Origin of the sequence: Wenzhouxiangella sp. AB-CW3, assembly GCF_014725735.1 — a bacterium.
In the GTDB taxonomy this organism is placed as follows: Bacteria; Pseudomonadota; Gammaproteobacteria; order Xanthomonadales; family Wenzhouxiangellaceae; genus Wenzhouxiangella.
Genome location: NZ_CP061368.1, coordinates 647,093 through 664,679, shown reverse-complemented (window position 1 = coordinate 664,679; position 17,587 = coordinate 647,093). Strand labels below are relative to the sequence as shown.

15 protein-coding genes are annotated in these 17,587 nt (G+C 62.2%); 8 read left to right on the top strand and 7 right to left on the bottom strand.

Annotation, left to right across the window (positions count from 1 at the left end):
• Nucleotides 1-101: 101 nt before the first annotated feature.
• On the top strand, nucleotides 102-2,696 hold the full coding sequence (locus IC757_RS02855) for a bifunctional aspartate kinase/diaminopimelate decarboxylase (protein WP_190975894.1): 2,595 nt from the start codon (nucleotides 102-104) through the stop codon (nucleotides 2,694-2,696).
• A gap of 178 nt (nucleotides 2,697-2,874) precedes the next feature.
• Nucleotides 2,875-3,357, top strand: a complete 483-nt coding sequence (locus IC757_RS02850; protein WP_190975893.1) for a hypothetical protein — start codon at nucleotides 2,875-2,877, stop codon at nucleotides 3,355-3,357.
• A gap of 82 nt (nucleotides 3,358-3,439) precedes the next feature.
• Here IC757_RS02850 and IC757_RS02845 read toward each other — a convergent pair whose 3' ends face one another.
• The 6 genes from IC757_RS02845 to IC757_RS02820 form a co-directional block, all read right to left on the bottom strand.
• On the bottom strand, nucleotides 3,440-4,312 hold the full coding sequence (locus IC757_RS02845; RefSeq protein WP_190975892.1) for a universal stress protein: 873 nt from the start codon (nucleotides 4,310-4,312) through the stop codon (nucleotides 3,440-3,442).
• A gap of 2 nt (nucleotides 4,313-4,314) precedes the next feature.
• Complete coding sequence (locus IC757_RS02840; RefSeq protein WP_190975891.1) at nucleotides 4,315-6,735, bottom strand: Lon protease family protein; 2,421 nt, start codon at nucleotides 6,733-6,735, stop codon at nucleotides 4,315-4,317.
• Nucleotides 6,736-6,771: 36 nt separating this feature from the next.
• Entirely contained in the window at nucleotides 6,772-8,232 is a 1,461-nt protein-coding gene (locus tag IC757_RS02835) for a 1-acyl-sn-glycerol-3-phosphate acyltransferase (RefSeq protein WP_190975890.1), read from the bottom strand.
• 293 nt (nucleotides 8,233-8,525) lie between these two features.
• Complete coding sequence (locus IC757_RS02830) at nucleotides 8,526-8,933, bottom strand: hypothetical protein (protein WP_190975889.1); 408 nt, start codon at nucleotides 8,931-8,933, stop codon at nucleotides 8,526-8,528.
• A 3-nt stretch (nucleotides 8,934-8,936) separates the two neighbouring features.
• Nucleotides 8,937-9,563, bottom strand: coding sequence for a DUF2306 domain-containing protein (locus tag IC757_RS02825; RefSeq protein ID WP_190975888.1), 627 nt, complete (start codon nucleotides 9,561-9,563; stop codon nucleotides 8,937-8,939).
• A 637-nt stretch (nucleotides 9,564-10,200) separates the two neighbouring features.
• The gene (locus IC757_RS02820) at nucleotides 10,201-11,052 is read right to left on the bottom strand and encodes a hypothetical protein (RefSeq protein WP_190975887.1); all 852 of its coding nucleotides are present in this window, start codon (nucleotides 11,050-11,052) and stop codon (nucleotides 10,201-10,203) included.
• A 71-nt stretch (nucleotides 11,053-11,123) separates the two neighbouring features.
• On the opposite strand from IC757_RS02820, the gene parE reads away from it, so the two are divergent.
• The 3 genes from parE (at nucleotide 11,124) to IC757_RS02805 (ending at nucleotide 14,875) form a co-directional block, all read left to right on the top strand.
• Nucleotides 11,124-13,013 (top strand): DNA topoisomerase IV subunit B, encoded by a 1,890-nt coding sequence (gene parE / locus IC757_RS02815; RefSeq protein ID WP_190975886.1) that lies wholly within the window; start codon nucleotides 11,124-11,126, stop codon nucleotides 13,011-13,013.
• A 234-nt stretch (nucleotides 13,014-13,247) separates the two neighbouring features.
• Entirely contained in the window at nucleotides 13,248-14,357 is a 1,110-nt protein-coding gene (locus IC757_RS02810; RefSeq protein ID WP_190975885.1) for a helix-turn-helix domain-containing protein, read from the top strand.
• Between the two features lie 8 nt (nucleotides 14,358-14,365).
• Nucleotides 14,366-14,875, top strand: coding sequence for a hypothetical protein (locus tag IC757_RS02805; RefSeq protein ID WP_190975884.1), 510 nt, complete (start codon nucleotides 14,366-14,368; stop codon nucleotides 14,873-14,875).
• A 51-nt stretch (nucleotides 14,876-14,926) separates the two neighbouring features.
• Here IC757_RS02805 and IC757_RS16660 read toward each other — a convergent pair whose 3' ends face one another.
• Entirely contained in the window at nucleotides 14,927-15,199 is a 273-nt protein-coding gene (locus IC757_RS16660; protein ID WP_223846228.1) for a hypothetical protein, read from the bottom strand.
• Between the two features lie 274 nt (nucleotides 15,200-15,473).
• On the opposite strand from IC757_RS16660, the gene IC757_RS02795 reads away from it, so the two are divergent.
• From IC757_RS02795 to IC757_RS02790, 3 genes are all read left to right on the top strand, one after another.
• Entirely contained in the window at nucleotides 15,474-16,781 is a 1,308-nt protein-coding gene (locus IC757_RS02795) for an ATP-binding protein (RefSeq protein WP_190975883.1), read from the top strand.
• 58 nt (nucleotides 16,782-16,839) lie between these two features.
• Nucleotides 16,840-16,965 (top strand): hypothetical protein, encoded by a 126-nt coding sequence (locus tag IC757_RS16830; RefSeq protein ID WP_263405579.1) that lies wholly within the window; start codon nucleotides 16,840-16,842, stop codon nucleotides 16,963-16,965.
• Between the two features lie 290 nt (nucleotides 16,966-17,255).
• Nucleotides 17,256-17,555 (top strand): hypothetical protein, encoded by a 300-nt coding sequence (locus IC757_RS02790; RefSeq protein ID WP_223846227.1) that lies wholly within the window; start codon nucleotides 17,256-17,258, stop codon nucleotides 17,553-17,555.
• The last annotated feature ends 32 nt before the right edge of the window (nucleotides 17,556-17,587 follow it).

The following is a 17,587-nucleotide window of genomic DNA, read 5'->3' as shown; positions in this document are numbered from 1 at the left end:
GTAAAATTGCCGCCTTTCGTGTCACTCAAAGGTCATAATTCAGACCCGATTGATGACATTCAACCAATCAATACCGAGTGGGCAACCCTCATTCCTTCACGATGACTTCCATCCAACCCGGCACATCCGACGCATTTCTGATCTGCAAGTTCGGCGGCAGTTCCGTCGCCAACCCGGACAACTGGTCACGCATTGCCGACCATGTCAGCGACCGTATGGCCAGTGGCCAACGCGTCGTGATCATTGTTTCTGCGCTCAAGGGTATTACCGACCTGCTTGAAGCGCAAACGCGAGTCGAGACCCGCCAGCCAGCAGATGCCGTCTGCAATGAGGTGCGGCAGCGCCACCATGCTCTGCTGGAAAAGCTCGGCCTGGCAACCGATCTGCTCGACAGTGAGCTCGCCAGGCTGGGTGAGCTGCTCGACCAGGACGCCGACCCGGATGATCCCGCCTGGCAGGCCCGAATCGTGGGCATGGGCGAGCTACTGTCAAGCCAACTGGCAACAGCCTGCCTTCAGGCCCGTGGCATTGCGGCCGAACGGCTCGACAGTCGCGATATCCTCACAAGCCAGGCCAACCCCCGGCGCAGCCGTCGGGCCGAGTATCTTTCGGCCGAATGCCGCACCACGCCCGACCCGCAAGTGCAACGGCGACTGTCCGACTTGCAGCCGGTGGTCGTCATGCCCGGCTTCGTCGCCGCCAATGCCGCCGGCGAAACCGTGCTGCTCGGCCGCGGCGGATCGGACACCTCGGCTACCCTGATCGCCGCGCTGCTGGGTGCCGAACAGGTGCATATCTTTTCCGACGTGCCGGGGCTGTTTACCGCCGACCCTCGCCATATTCCAGCCGCGCGCCTGCTCAAGCTGGTCAGCTACCGCGAAGCACAGGAACTGGCCGCCATGGGTGCGCGCGCGCTGCATCCGCGTGCGCTGATTCCCGCGGCCGACAACGGCATCGAACTGCATCTCAAGCAGACCTCCCGTCCGGATATCGAAGGCACGCGCATCACCCCGGATGCGCGTGAGCATGGTGCCCAAGTCAAGGCCATCGTGCAGCGCAAGGGCATCACCCTGGTCTCGCTCGAAGACATCGGCATGTGGCAGCAGGTCGGTTTCCTGGCCGACGCGTTCGCCGTGTTTCGCGATATGGGTCTGTCGGTCGACCAGGTCTCGACTTCCGAATCCAACGTCACGCTGACGCTGGACCCCGGCGCCAATGTCACCGATGCAAGAACACTCGATGAGCTCGAACGTCGTCTCTCAAGGCTGTGCCGGGTCGAGATCCTGCCCGATTGCGCCACCGTCAGCCTGGTCGGGCTGGGCATCCGCACCATCCTGCACCGGCTCGGGCCCGCGCTGGAAGTGTTCGAGCAGCGCCGCATCTACCAGGTCAGCCAGGCAGCCAACGACCTCAACCTGACCTTCGTGGTGGAGTCGCGCCATGCAGACCGCCTGGTCCAGCAACTGCACCAGCAGGTGATTCCTGGTGGCGTGGGCGGCGACTCGATCTTCGGACCGACCTGGGAACAGCTCTTCCGCCGCGATGCCGAGGTCAAGCCGGCCCGCCCGTGGTGGAGCGAGCAGCGCGAAGAACTGCTCGAACGCCTGTCGGGTCACGACAGCGCCTACGTGTATTCGCTCGCTTGCGTCCGCGCCGCCTGCACGCGACTGAAGTCCATGCAGTCGGTCGACCGCGTGCTCTACTCGATGAAGGCCAACTCCCATCCCGACATCCTGCGTACCGTTGTCGCCAGCGGTCTGGGCATCGAATGCGTGTCCACGGCCGAAGCCGAGCATGCCCTGAACAGCGTCGACGGACTCGACCCCTCGGCCATGCTGCTCACGCCCAATTTCATTCCGCGCAGCGAATACCGCAAGGCGCTGGAGCTGGGCATGCGCCTGACCATCGACAACCTGCATATCCTCGAACAATGGGGTAGCGACTTTGCCGGCCGCGAACTATTCCTGCGCCTGGACCCCGGCTCCGGCCTGGGGCATCACAAGCTGGTGCGAACCGCCGGTTCGCATTCCAAGTTCGGCATCCCCTTGTCGGAACTCGATCGCGTCCAGCGCCTGGCCGATGCCCACGACATCCGCATCGTCGGCCTGCACGCGCATACCGGCTCGGGCATCCTGCATGCCGACAACTGGCACCGCAGCCTGGAAACACTGGGCGAGGCCGCGCGCCAGCTCGGCGAAGTCGAGGTCATTAATCTCGGCGGCGGCCTGGGCGTACCCGACCGCTCCGACGGCCAGCCGCTGGACATCACCGCGCTGGACGGCGGCCTGGCCAGGCTCAGGCAACAGCTTTCCCAGCCCGTCGAAATCTGGATCGAACCGGGTCGCTACGTGGTCTCCGAGGCCGGCGTGCTGCTGGCCCGCGTCACCCAGACCAAGGGCAAGGGCGATGTGCGCTACATCGGTGTCGCCACCGGCATGAACTCGCTGATCCGCCCGGCGCTCTATGGCGCCTGGCACGAAATCGTCAACCTCACCCGGCTCGATGAAGCCGGCGACCATGTCTACAACGTCGTCGGCCCGATCTGCGAGACCGGCGACATCCTGGGCCTGGACCGCCTGCTGCCCGAAAGCCGCGAAGGCGATGTCATGCTGATAGCCAACACCGGCGCCTACGGCGCGGCCATGGCCTCGCGCTACAACCTGCGCGATCCGGCCAGGGAACTGGTCATCAGCTGACTCGTGCAGCTCCTGCAGATTCGTTAAACTCAGGTAATGGAGAAAGAACACACTCAATCTCGACCAGAATCTTCTCATGACGCTTCGATGATCCGCTGGTTTGCCAGCCTCTCGGCCGACCAGCGGCTGGCCGAGCTGGACTCCAGGGTTGCCTTTCTCCATGCCTTGAGGTCCGAACATGACTCCGAGCTTCCGAGAGATTCTGGAAACGCTCAACCAGCACGAGGTTGAATACATCGTTGTTGGTGGAGTGGCTGCCGTCATTCACGGTGCGCCGACGACCACCTTTGACCTCGACACTCTCGTTCGCCTGGAAAAAACCAACGCCGAGCGCTTGATCCGGGCCTTGTCGAATCTTGAAGCTCGATTTCGCGAACACCACAAGCCCATTTATCCCACCGTTGAACACATCCTCGCTGGCGGTCATCTGCTGCTGATCACGCGGGCCGGACCGCTGGACATCTTGGGGTTTATCGGCGAGAACCAGTGCTACGAGGATCTGGTCGACACCTCCACGGAATTGCAAATGAGCGTGGGCTCGCTAAGAGTGCTGGACCTGGACGAACTGATCGCCGAAAAGAAGCGCATGGGGCGATCCCGGGATCATGCTGCCGTCGAGCTGCTCGAAGCCGTTCGACGCCATCGATCGTCGCAGGGCTAAACTGGCAGGAATCGCCGCCTCAAGACTGAATTCCGCCAGCATCATTCTCGAGAATTGAAGCGTCTGAGAACGTCAACCCATGCTATGGCGCTACGCACACCGGCAGGCGAATGCGTTCGAGCAAGCGGGCAGCTTCCGGGTCGTTCAGCAGCTGGCCACGCCGGCTCAGGATGAGTTCGATGGCACGGGCCTGGCCCAGTGCGTGAATCAGACTGGCGGGATTGGCGGCAGTCAGGACCCGGATGTCATGCGGCACTTCAGCGGGATCAAGCGCGGTATTCGCCTGATGCCTGACACTCTCGATCTGTTTCGGTGCCAGACCCGGCGGCAGCAGCACGCTGATGCCGCATTGATGAAGCGTTGCCCGCTCGTGGGCCACGGCCAATACGGGTTCCAGCGTCGATCCGTTCTCGGCCAGCACGGCAATACGCCCACCCGGCACCGGTCGACTCGCCGTCCAGATCAATACCGCACCGGGCGCGGAGCGCGCCAGCGCCAGCGGCACGGAGCCAAACGTTCGACCCAGCCGTTGGGACCAACCGACACGACCCACGATCAAGAGATCGTCGGGGGCGCTGAACGACAGGATTTCCTCGACGACGCGCCCGCGACGCACAACGAGCTCATGCTCGATACCGCGGGCCCGGGCGATGCGCTCCAGGGCCTGTCGCAGCAGGCGCACACGTCGCCTGATTTCACCCCTCACGCCTTCGGCCGGACGCTGGCGCAGCCCGCCGGATGTCGCACCGATCTCGCCGGCAAAGGCAAACCCGGCGCTGCGAACAAGGTCCCGCTCCTCGACAAACAGCCCCAGCAAAGCGCCCCGGTGATGCCGGGCCAGGCCAGCCGCTGTTTCCAGTGCCCTCATGGACTCGGGTGAATCATCGAGCAGGACAATGATCCGCTGGCCGACGGGCAACGGCCCATCCCGGCGATCGGATGGCCCGGCCGCCATGGTCAGTCGTCCTCGCTGCCGTCGCTGGCTTTTCCATTGGCGTCCCCGTTGCCATCCTTGTTCCGTCTACCGCGCCGCGCCGATTTTGCAAAAGTCTCCAGGCGCTCGCTGACCCGACGATTGAAACTGCCCTCCGGATACTGCCCCCCTGCATCAAGCTCACCGGCCTCCAGCCCAGTCATCAAAACGATGCTGTCATCGACGCTGGCGATCGGATAGACGAAGAACCGCTCCTCGGCAATGGCTTCGCGCACGTCCGCGCGCAGCATCAGGTGCTCGACATTGCTGACCGGGATCAGCACCCCCTGGCCATCGATCCCGCCGGTTTCCAGGCAGGCATCGTAGAAGCCCTCGATCTTTTCATTGACGCCACCGACGGCCTGCACCTCGCCATGCTGGTTGACCGAACCGGTCACGGCCAGCGACTGCTTCAGCGGCACATCGGCAATGGCCGAGAGCAGCGCCAGGGTCTCGGCCACCGAGGCCGAATCGCCGTCCACGCCGCCATAGGACTGTTCGAAAGCCAGGCTGGCCGACAGCGACAACTCGCCCTCGGGTGCATAGCGGCCGGCGATGAAACGCGACAGGATCATCACGCCCTTGCTGTGGATCGGACCCCCCAGCTCCACGGCGCGCTCGATGTCGACCACCTGGCCCTTGCCGGGACGCGCGGTCGCGGTAATGCGCGACGGGCGCCCGAAACGGAATCCACCCAACTGCAGCACCGACAGCCCGTTGACCTGGGCTGTGCGCTCGCCGCGGGTAGCGAGCAATACCGTGCCGCGGCGGATCTGCTCCAGGCTTTTGCGTCGCAGTCTGTCGGCCCGAGACAGGCGCTCGTCGATGGCGTGCTGGATATGCGCCGCCTCGATCACTTCGCTGCCCGCCTCACTGGCCCAGTGTCCGGCCTCCATCAGAATATCGCGCAGCACACGATCGCTGGCGGTGAGCTTGAGCTGGTCGTCGGCCAGCCGGCTTGCATGCTCGATTACGCGGGCCACAGCACCGCGATCCAGTGGCGGCAGCCCGGCCCCGCGGGCCATGGTCGCGAGCAGGCGTGCGTAGAGCATCAGGCTTTCGTCGTCACGCTCAAGTTCATCTTCGAGATCGACTTCGACCTTGAACAGTTCGAGAAAGTCGGGATCGTAGTGAGCCAGCAGGTAGTAGAGCATGCGCTCGCCAACCAGTACCACCTTGATCGACAAGGGAATGCGCTCCGGCTGCAGGCTGGCGGTACTGACCAGGCCATAAAGCCTTTCCAGCGACTCGATCTGCACCGAGCCGGAAAACAGCACCCGCTTGAGGCTTTCCCAGGCCATGGGATGGGTCAGCACGCGGCGCGCGTCGAGCACCAGGTAACCGCCGTTGGCCCGGTGCAGGGCGCCGGCCCGAATCAGCGAGAACTCGGTATGCAGGGCGCCGTTGCGCACCTGGTGCTCGATGCGACCGACCAGGTGATGATGGTTGGGCAGGTCCTCGTAGACCAGCGGCGCACCCTCGAGCTCGGCATTGTCGACCAGCAGGTTGACCCGGTAGCGATCGAGCAATTCATCCGGCGGGCCACCACCGCGCCCGCCACGAAACGCGGCGGCATTCTCGACCACGTCTTCGCGCACGCGATCAAGATGTTCGATGACCGACGGGGCATGCGACCAGCGCTCCTTGAGTTCGCGCATCGGCCCGCCCAGCGCGAACAGCATCATTTCCTCGTTGAGCGAACGCACCCGGGTCGCCAGTTCCTTGCGCAGGCGAGGGATGCGCTGGACGGCCTGCTGCAGCTTCTTTTGCAGCTCGGCCACCTTTTTCTCGATGCGCTCGCGCTGGTCTTCCGGGAGCTTCTCGTATTCCTCCGGCTCCATCACCTCGCCATCGAGCATCGGCGCCAGGGTAAATCCCGACGGTGTACTGATCAGCGCGATGTCGCTTTCGCCAGCCTCACGCCCAATCTCGGCGATCCCCTCCTGCTGGCGCTTCTCGATGTCATCCTGCAACTCCTGCATGCGCGACTGGTATTCCTCGCTTTCGAACACCGCGGGCATGCTGGTGCGCAACTCCTCCACGAACCCGTCCATGTCGCGATGGAAACGCCGCCCGTCACCGGCTTTCAGGTCGATGGCGCGGGGGTTGTCCGGGGATGTGAAGTTGTAGACGTAGCACCAGTCCGGCGGCACCGACTCGGCAGCAGCTCTTTCGCCCAGCACCTGACGAATCAGGGCATGCCGATCAATGCCGCGCGGTCCCAGCACAAACAGGTTGAAACCGGAGTTTTCGATGGCAGCGCCGAACTGCAACGCGCTGACGGCCCGCTGCTGGCCATGGGGCAGGCCCAGCGCATCAAGATGCTCGGTGGTTTCGAAATCCAGCGACTCGACCGGACAGGCACGGTAGACCTGCTCGGGCGTTAACGCCTTGATGTCAGCCATTCAGCTCTCTCCGCTTTATCCACCCCTGTCACTCTATCAGTCACGGCTCGGGCTGGTGTCAGGTCGGTCCCCGGCCAGGGCAAGGAACTGCTCGTGCAGCAGGCGACGCTCCCGCCGAAGCAGATCAATGAGCTCCTGACGATTGAAAAACAGGGTACGCACCAGGATGCGATCACGATAGACCAGCACGTTGCGCCGATAGCGCAGCGCCACAAACCCGGTCGGCGGCAGTGCGGCAAGATAGACCACCGACCAGGCGATGCCGAAATCGGTGTAATGCCACAACCACAGCCCGATGAAAGAATAGGTCGCACCGAAGGTGATCACCCCGAGCCCGAAATAGCTGAAGGCACGCACCGCCTCGTCGCGGTTGAGCTGCGAGAGCGTCTTGGTCAGTAAGTAGGGCGCCATGTTGTGCACTAACCCGAACAACGCCAGCGGCGCCATCAGCAGCGAGTAGAGCGTCATGCGCAGGCGAATCAACCGCTGGCGCACCGGAGTATCGAAAGAATGCTTCAGCGCCTCGCGCAACTCGGTCTGGCGCAGGTGATCCTTGTAGCGATCAAGCCGGTTGTTCAGCGCAACAACACGGTCGGGATCCGACTGCCAGGCCTTGGTGAGAATGTCGTGAATCTGCTGGCGTGAGTGCATGCGTCGCTCGAAGGCCGCGCTGTGCTCCGGGGTGGTACGCCGATACCAGGCCGCTATCTTCCAAAGCCAGCGCTTGTAGAACCGCTGACCTGCCGGATCGACATGTCGTTCACTCTCATCAAGCTCGAATCGCTCACCCAGGGTGTCGCCAAAGACCTGCGAAAGCTCCTCGACCATCTGCCCGATGCGCTCGTCCTCGATATGCATGGTCGAGCGGTTGAGCTCGCGCTTGATGCGCGCGGTCAGCTCGGCAAACGCCTTTTCCGGTTCGCTGCGATGCAGCTCGGCGTAGTCGGCCACCCGAATCGGCAGTCCGAAGCGCAACAGCACGGTATTCATGAGAAAGTCGCGATTCTCGAAATTCACCCCCACCGGCACGATCACCAGGCCGAGCGAATAATCATTCTGCGCCTCGGCACCCAGGGCCATGCGCGCCGTGCCCTTGCGCAAGGGACCGATCCGGGTCGGCGGCGAGTTCTGCCCCTCGGGAAAAACGCCGACGCAGCCGCCGGCCTCGAGCAGTTCAAACACCTTGTCGAAGACCGCCACGTTGCGCACGGCATAATCCTTGACCTCGTGGGGCCGGTAGATCGGCACCGCGCCCAGCCAGCGAAACACGGTCGAAATCACCGGAAACCGGAACAGTCCGCTGCGGGCAAGGTAGTTGATCGGCCTGTGAATCTGCGTGGCCAGCAGAATGGAGTCTAGAATGGAACTGGGGTGATTGGCGGCCACAATCACCGGCCCCTGCCCGGGCACCTGCTCACGGCCGACAGAACGGATATCGACGAAATAGAGCAGGTTGACCAGGCGCAGAAAGCGGATCAGGAGCCAGTAGAGCTTCATGGGCTTTATGTTAGCCCAGGAGAGTGGGGAGGGAGCGGATGGCATCCGACCAATGGCGGCCCAAGCGGGTGAACGGCCTGGGCGATGGATTCGGAGTTGGTGGCCTTTGCGTCGGCACAATTATCTCATTGCTGCATGAAGCCTCGATGCCTTCGACCCCGCTATCGGGGGAACTGATGGCCGGGGAGGAATCGGTGCCTGGTTCCGTCATCCGCTTGGGCCGCCATTGGTCGAATACCACCCGCTTTGGGGTGTAGGAGAAGGTTTTCATCAGCCTGGCCGGTGCCGGCTGATTACGACAGGGAATGTTGGCGATGATAGTCGCGTAGCTGCTCGATTGCTTCAGTGCAGATGGTTGTCAGGACCGGGGGAGTCGGTATCCCGAACAGAAAGCGGCCGCGCAGGACGACATCTCTCATGGGCAGGCCGGAGGGTGCAGACCTGAGGGCAATACTGAAGCGCCAGCGGCCATCGACGGTGGCGTGTCGCGACTCCCTGCCCGCATCGAGGTCTTTGAGAAACTCGCTCAGCTCGTTCGGGCTGAACCTGAACACATATAAGCCCAGATTGCGGGCCGGGAAGTAGGAAAAGTTGTAACCGACCTTCACACGCAGGCGCAATTCGTATGCGTCATCGGTCAACTGCACCAGCGCAAGATCGACGTGCTCATCGCCCGCCTCCACCAGCTTGAACTCAGGCATGCCTCATACTCTCCCACGTTTCGGTGCGGGCCGGCCCAGCAACCACCATTCGACCACCACCAGATTCAGCACCCAGGACATCCAGGCGGCCGTCGCATAGATCTCGGCGAAGGGTATCCCGGCAGCCGCCCCCAGGCCAAGATAGATCCTCAAGGTAACGGCGGCGAAGGTCAGCGCGTAAGAGCGCATCATCCAGGCACGGTGCGCCGCGAAATCCCTTCGCAATGCGGCGCGCAAAGCCAGCGAACCGGTCAGCAGCCAGCCGATCGACAGCACGAGAAAGCCGGAAGTGGCGGCGAAACCGCCGACCGTGTAGAACGCCAGCCACAAACCGCTCAGGCCACTGAACAGAATGGCCAGCAGATAGGTGCGCCCCAGCAAGCGGTGCAGCCGTGGCCAACGTTTTCGCAGGCTGGAAAGAAACTGGAACGGGCCGATGGCCAGCGCGACCAGACCGGTCAGGGCATGGGCCACCAGCAATTGCCGGAGAAAGCCCTCGCGTGCCTGGATGAAACCGATGGTGTCCGGGCTCCACCAGGCCATGGACGAATAGCCGGCCACGCCAATGGCCAGCAGGGTCATGATGACCCAGCCAATGGACATCGGACCAAGCCGGTGGGCGCTTGTCATTTCCGCTTCGATGTCGCGAGCTTGTGGGCTCCGGACTTTATACCCTTTTGGCGCCGAACTGTCTCGTCTGGTTGAGGTTTGGAGGAGTAGCGGGCGGCATCCGACCGATGGCGGCCCGCGCGGGTGATCGGCCTGGGCAGTGAATGTTTACGTGGTGGCCATTGCGTCGGCGAAACTGCCTCGTTGCCACATAGAATCCCGATGACTTCGATGCAACATTCGGGGGCAATGATGGCCCGGGAGGAGTCCGTGCCCGGTTCCGCCACCCGTTCGAACCACCATCGGTCGAATACCACCCGCTTTGATGTGTGAGAGGAAGCTTGAAAGGCTGGTGGCGGCCTTTCCTTGACCCTGTCATCAATCTACTCCCACACGTCAGGTGGGGAGTGGTCTTGCCCGTGGCCGGGTTCGAGGTGATGGAAGCCGGCACGGCATATCCGAACTTCGAGCGCCCCCAAGTCTTGGTAGCCAGCAAGGCCAGCCCAACTTTGAAGAGGGGAAGTTTTGCTGGCACCAGAACGCCACCGAGCCCTAAACCGGTACAACGCGATTCACCTCGGTTCCGGCCACGGGCAAGACCACTCGCCACCCTGCCCCCATCACCCCAATCCACATGGAGCTGTCATGTACGTCTCGATCAACTCCGAAACATTACAGCTACCCAATCCAGCGCTTCCGGATACCGGCCGGTATCGAGGACAAACTCCTGTCCCCTGGCCACCGATTGCAGGCGCACGCCATTGGCATCGCTGTGCCAGCGCGCCAGGCGGTCGTGGCAACTCAAAGGTACATATCCATTCCGGGGCCGGCACCAGGCGGGCAGGCGCCACTGGCTGGGGCCGGTGGCGTTGGCATCGGTCAGGCAGCGTGCCGGGCTGAAGTGTTCGAAGACGCCGGCGCCGGGCTGGCCCGGATTTGGGCCGGCCGGTAGCGTCAGTTCGCTGCGGGCGATGTAGAGCGTATTGGCCGGGTCGGGGTCACGGCGTAAGTGCGGGTGATAATCGGCATATCGTCGAACCGTTTCCGGGCACGCATCCACGGGCACGACCTCGTCGACCTGCAGCCAGCCCCAGATCAGGTGCTGGCGCGGGGCGCCCGGCATGAACTGCAGTCGCCCGCGATGCCATCGGGTCTGCCGGAACAGGCCGAAGAAGACAAACAGATCGCCCGAGCCGATATCCTGGCCGGCCAGATGGCCCTGCGCCGCGCCTGTCTGGCCGAACAGCGCTCGCCAGCCGCCTGCGCGCGGCAAGTCCGATGCCACGAGATCGGGGTCGAGGTGGGCACGGCTGGTTGCGCGGATTCGTCCACGGGTCAGGTTGGACACCAGCTTTCCGATCGGGCGCGTTTCATCGCCGATCTCCCCGTAGCGTATGGTCGACAGGGCATCGGGGATGGGCAGGGAGATCAGCCGGCCGTCGGGCAGGATCGGGCTGGGCACGCCGCCGGCCGAGGAATCAAAACCCTTGCGGCTGAGAATGATCTTCACGGTCGACCCCTGGGGCCGGCCGAATCTGAGATACTCTCGTTCATCCGATTCATTGTCGCGCAGAGAGATTCATGAGCAACCAGTATCAGGCCTCCGATATCGAAGTCCTGCAGGGCCTCGAGCCGGTCAAGCGCCGGCCCGGCATGTATACCGACACCACCCGGCCCAATCACCTGGTCGCCGAAGTGGTCGACAACTCGGTCGACGAGGCGCTGGCCGGTTACGCCAAGCATATCGAAGTGACCCTGCACAAAGACGGCTCGGTCGAGGTGGTCGACGACGGGCGCGGCATGCCCGTGGACCCGCACCCGGAGCACAAGCTGCCCGGCGTCGAGCTGATCCTCACCCGGTTGCATGCCGGCGGCAAGTTCTCGGGCAAGAACTACAAGTTTTCCGGCGGGCTGCACGGGGTGGGTGTTTCCGTGGTCAACGCGTTGTCGAAAAAACTCATCTGCCGCATCAAGCGCAACGGGTCCGAACACCAAACAATCTTTGCCGCCGGCGAAACGGTCGAGCCGCTGAGCGTTGTCGGCGAAGTCGGCAAGCGCAACACCGGCACCTCGGTACATTTCTGGCCCGACGAGTCCTACTTCGACTCCCCCAATATCTCGCGCCCGCGCCTGAAGCACCTGCTCAAGGCCAAGGCCATTCTCTGCCCCGGCCTGAAAGTGACGCTCAACGATCTCAAGAACGACGAGACCGAAACCTGGCAGTTCGCCGACGGACTGACCGACTACCTGACCGAAAACCTGGAAGGACTGGAGCGGGTGCCGAAAAAACCGTTTACCGGCGAGTTCTCCGGCGCCGACCAGGAAGCGGCCTGGGCCCTGAGCTGGGTGCCCGAGGGCGAACTCCTGCAGGAATCCTACGTCAACCTGATTCCCACGCCGGCCGGCGGCACCCATACCAACGGTTTGAGAACGGGCCTGATCGAGGCGCTGAGGGAGTTCTGCGAGATCCGCAACCTGCTGCCGCGTGGCCTCAAGCTTTCGCCCGAAGATGTCTGGGAGCGGCTGAGTTTTCTGTTGTCGGTCAAGCTGGCCGACCCGCAGTTCTCCGGTCAGACCAAGGAACGGCTGAGTTCACGCGCCGCGGCCAGCTTCGTCTCCGGCGTGGTCAAGGACGCCTTCGCGCTGTGGCTGAACAAGCATGTCGAGGACGGCGAGGCGATCGCCAAGCTGGCCATCGACAACGCGCTCAAGCGCCAGAAGGCACGCAAGAAGGTGGCCCGACGCAAGGTCACCGCCGGCCCCGCCCTGCCCGGCAAGCTGGCCGACTGCGCCTCCTCGGACCTGGAGGAAACCGAACTGTTCCTGGTCGAGGGCGACTCGGCCGGTGGCAGCGCCAAGCAGGCCCGCAATCGCGAGTACCAGGCCATCATGCCGCTCCGGGGCAAGATCCTCAACACCTGGGAAACCGACCCGGCCCAGGTGCTACAGTCACAGGAAGTGCATGACTTGGCCATCGCCATCGGCGTCGATCCGGGCTCCGACGACCTGTCGAAACTCAGGTACGGCAAGGTCATCATCCTGGCCGATGCCGACTCCGACGGGCTGCATATCGCCACCCTGCTCTCGGCCCTGTTTCTCAAGCATTTCCGCCCGCTGGTCGAGGCCGGCCGCGTGTTCGTGGCCATGCCGCCGCTGTTCCGGATCGATGTCGGCAAGCAAACCTTCTACGCGCTGGATCGTGAAGAACGCCAGGGCCTGTTCGCCCGCATCGAGGCCGAGAAACTAAAGGGCAAGGTCACCGAAACACGCTTCAAGGGCCTGGGCGAAATGAGCCCGCTGCAGCTTCGCGAATCCACCATCGACCCCGATACCCGCCGCCTGCTGCAAATGACCGTCGACGACCCGGCCGCCACCGACGCCATCATGGACATGCTGCTGGGCCGCAAGCGCGCCGCCGACCGCCGCCAGTGGCTGGAGGAAAAAGGCAACCTGGCCGAAATCGAGGTATAAATTGCCGACATCAGGGTCAACGACGACCGCAGCGCTCCGCCCACGGCACTGAGGAAAATAAGGAAAGCCCTCTTTCCCTATTCCACAAAACCCTAGGAAACAGCTTATTTTCATAGGGTTACAACACCCCAATAGCAGAAACCAAGAATCTCACCTCACGTGGGGCATCCTATGCAATAATCTTGCAACATATCGTAATGCAAGATTTTATTGCCTAAAGCCCGGGGTGTCGCAATGGATGCAAGTCGAATTCGCCGGCGAATCGCCGCCTTCCGCGAGCGCGCCGGCATCAGCCAGGTCGATCTCGCCCGCGCCCTGGGCGTGAAGGACCGGCAGATCATTTCCAATATCGAAACCGGCGAACGCAAGGTGTCGGCTGATGAACTGGTGCGTCTGGCGGATATTTTCGACGTGGAACTGTCGGCCTTTTCCGATCCCTATCGGGTTGTCGATGAGGCCAGCTTTTCGTGGCGTCGCAACGAGGTCCCGGAACAAACCATCCAGGAGTTCGAGAACCAGGCAGTGAACTGGCTGGCGCTCTATCGACACCTGAGCCGCACGGCCGGCGAACCCGTCAATTCCCTGGTTCCCAAACTGGACATTACCGAGAAGAGCAGTTTCGAGGACGCGGCCAGTGAAGGCGAATCGATTGCTGCCCAGTTTGATCTCGGCGCAGTGCCGGCACTCAGCCTTGAGCAAGCACTGGACGAGAAGCTCAATGTGCTGGTGTTGCAGATTGACGCGCCTGATGGCATTTCCGGTGCCGCCTGCCGTCTGGGCGGGCTGAACTTTGTGCTGGTCAACCGCAGTGAGTCACCCGCCCGCCGCGCCTTCAATCTGGCCCATGAACTGTTCCACCTTGCCACTTGGGACCAGATGCCGCCGGCGCACATTGAGAACGTGCGCCTGCGCGCCAATGGCAATCCTCGCCCTGAGCAGCTGGCCAATGCCTTTGCCAGCGGCCTGCTGATGCCGCGCAAGCCGATGGAAGCACTGATCAATCAGCACCCGAAGCCCGAAGCGGCCGAGCACATTGCCTGGATCATGACGCTGGCCAACGCGATGGGCGTCAGCGGGCCGGCCATGAAGTGGCGCCTGGTCGATCTGGGCTACCTGCCCCGCGCACAGGCAAAACGAATCGACGACGAGAAACTTCGCCTGAACCACGGCGCCAATTCGCACGCTCCGCTCCCTTTCAGTCCGCGTTTCGTCGAACGCCTGCGCTGGGGCCTGGAGCACGGGCGCCTCACCGTTCGCCGGGCAGCCGGGCTGATGGGCATGACGATTGATGCGCTGCATGCCCTGTTCACCGAACATGACGTACCAGCGCCATTTGACCTATAGTCGGTGGCATGGCGTTGCAGAGAGGGAATCTCATCCTGGTCGACGCGAATGTGATCATCGAGGCCCACCGGGTCCGACGCTGGAAAGGCATGGCCAATCAGTTTCGCCTGGTCACGGTAGCGGAAGTCTTCAAGGAAACTCAAACCGGCCATCAGAACCGAACAGAAGAGCAGAACATCGACCCCGCTCTGCTCAGGGAACAGCTCAGCCAGATCGCCGAAGTCAGCAAGACAGAGCTGGCCACCATGGATATCTACTTTCCCGATCACGGGCTGGATCCCGGGGAGCATCACTTGGTGGCCTTTGCGCGAACGTTTGAAGAGCCCGCCTGGCTACTGAACAGCCCTGACATAGGCACAATCCGCGTATGCAGCCAGGCAGGCTGGCTGGACCAACTGATCTCTCTCGAGGCCATGGCCACCGCGCTCGGCATGCCTCACGGCACCAAGCTGCGCGGAAACTACACAGAAGCCTGGCTGCGCCGCCAGGTCAATAAGTTCCGGTTCGGCCTGGGATAATTTAATGCCTCGAACCACCCACCGCCTAGCTCACGAGTAAACCGAGCCGCTCTAATGGAGATTGGCCGACAACCAGGAAGGAATGCAATGAATACCACGGGGGCAATTCGTGTCGAGCTTGAATGGCAGGTCGAGGTTCGGGACGAGCGACTGGCGGCGGATCTGAGGCGCGAGTTCGAGCAGCTGAGTAAGCACGCTGGAAGCCGATTCTTCAGGCCAGGGCGTGCCCAAAGGCAGGTAAAGCGTGAGCGCCCGGGCTGTTGTCGGGCGGAATCCGTAGGCCCGGTAAAAGTCGGCGGCTTTTTCGTTCAGTGCGTCGACCATCAGCACGCGTACTCCCAGTTCTGCTCTCAGGCCTAGACAGCGGGCAACGGCGTGAGCCAGTAGCAATTCGCCGTGGCCTCAAAACCGAAGGAGTCATTGCCCACGGATGACTTCCCTGATAAGATAAACAAAGTTTTCTTATTTTCGATTTCCATTGAAAACCATTTCAGATCAAGAGGTTAAAGCACATGTTTTGCGCACCAATCCGTGGTGGCAGGACGATTCCGCTGCTATTTCCCCTATCCAACACGCCCGGCCTCGGCCATACCTGGAAGTGCTCTACCCTCTGGTCGCACAGCTTGCGGTTCGGCGCGCAGTGGTACTGCTTGGCCCGCGCCGAGTTGGCAAGACCTACCTGATCTTCCACCTGGTCGAGCGCCTGATTCAGAATGGTGTAGACCCGCGACGAATTGGTTATCTGGACGTCGAGCACCCAGTTCTGCAGTACCAGTCTCTGGCCGCTCTGGTCGACGCGCTGGATAGCGGTGTTCCAAGTAGCCCGGATCAGCCACGCTTTGTCTTTCTCGACGAAATCCAGTACCTGCGAGACTGGGAACGTCATCTCAAGCCAATTGTTGATGAACGGCCGGATCTGCGCATCCTGGTTTCTGGATCAGCGGCCGCGGCGCTAAAGCGCAGCAGCCAGGAATCCGGCGCCGGCCGCTTCACCGACTTCCTGCTGCCGCCGCTGACCTTTCCTGAGTATCTGCTCCTGTCAGGGCAACATGAGTTGCTGACCGTCAACGAAAATCGCTACGACGTGCCGGATTACGGTCAGCTCAACCAGGCTTTCATCAACTACCTCAACTACGGCGGCTACCCCGAGGTCGCGCTGTCGAAAGAGGTGCGCGCCAATGCGCAGCGCTTCATCAAGTCCGATATCGTCGACAAGGTGCTGCTCAGAGATCTGCCGATTCTTTACGGCATCAGCGACGTGCAGGAGCTTAATGCCCTGTTCACCATGCTGGCCTACAACACCGCCCAGGTCATTTCACCGAGCGAGCTGAGTCAGAAGAGCAATGTCGCCAAACCGACCTTGCTCAAGTACATCGAATACCTGGAAGCCGCGTTTCTCATCCATCGGCTCCAGCGCATCGACCAGTCGGGACGACGATTCAAGCGTCAACGCCAGTTCAAGGCCTATCTCACCAACCCGACCATGCGGGCGGCCCTGTTTGGCGAAATGACCGCAGATCATGACAGCTTTGGCGCTCTGGTCGAAACTGGGCTGCTGGCACAGCTTTTTCACGCCGACCGTGAAATTCGCTACGCCGCCTGGAGCGGCGGCGAGGTTGATCTGGTTCATCTACATAGAAATCTTCAACCCCAGGCGGCACTGGAAGCCAAGTGGAGCAACCGACCGCTGCAAGACGCCCGCCTGACTCGCAACCTGGCCAAGTTCTGTCGCAGCACCGGGCTGAATGCGGCGATTTGCACCACGATAGACCAATGGGGCGAGCGGCAGCAGGATGGTATCCTCATCCGTTTGATCCCGGCAGCGATCATGTGCTATCACCTCGGCGCCATCACGCTCGACAGCGCTGGTATACCGGTGGTTGCGGAAAACCGAGACAAAACCTGAGCCCTGCAGCAGACATTGACCTGGCCCGTTCGCGACTGGCGGAACGGGAGCGTTGAAAATGAGCAAACATATTGGAAGCCGCCTTGATGACTTCCTCGAACAGGACGATCTGCTGGCCGAGAGCGAAGCAGTAGCCACCAAGCGGGTCATCGCCTGGCAGATCGAGGAGTTGATGAATCAATAAGGGTTGAGTAAATCGGAAATGGCCCGCCGAATGGGAACCAGTCGATCCGCGCTCGAGCGCCTGCTCGATCCATCCAACCCGGCTTATTCATGACCCAGACGTAGCGAGACAGTGTCAGGTCCCGCAGCTGTGGGGTTTCGCGACCGAGCGCACCGGAAGCGTAGCCGTCGCTACGGTGAGGATGCGCGACCGAGTGAAACGCCGCAGATGCGGGGCCTGGCGCTGTCGCAGTAGACTGGGTCATGAATAAGCCGGGTCCAATCCTTCTGTTACTTTACTGACGATTGAGCGTGCCGCAATGGCGCTGGGCAAGAAGGTGCGGGTGGAGTTGGCGGCCTGAGTTTGAGACGGAAATAGAATGCGCACGCACAGCCCCCGACGATCTTGGCGGCATCAACAACCCCGACATGCACCGGTTTGAAACCGATCTGGAAACCACGCTAAGGTTGGCCCCGATGGTGCCGACGGACCGGTTGGTGGTTTCGGAGAGTGGGATTCATTCTCGCGAAGACGTCAAAAGACTGCAGGATGGGGGCGTTTTTGAGTGGGGAGACTTTTATGCGAGTTGGGGGAGCCAGGGGAGGATTTGAGTCGGCTAATGGCCAGATGAGGCCACCGGATA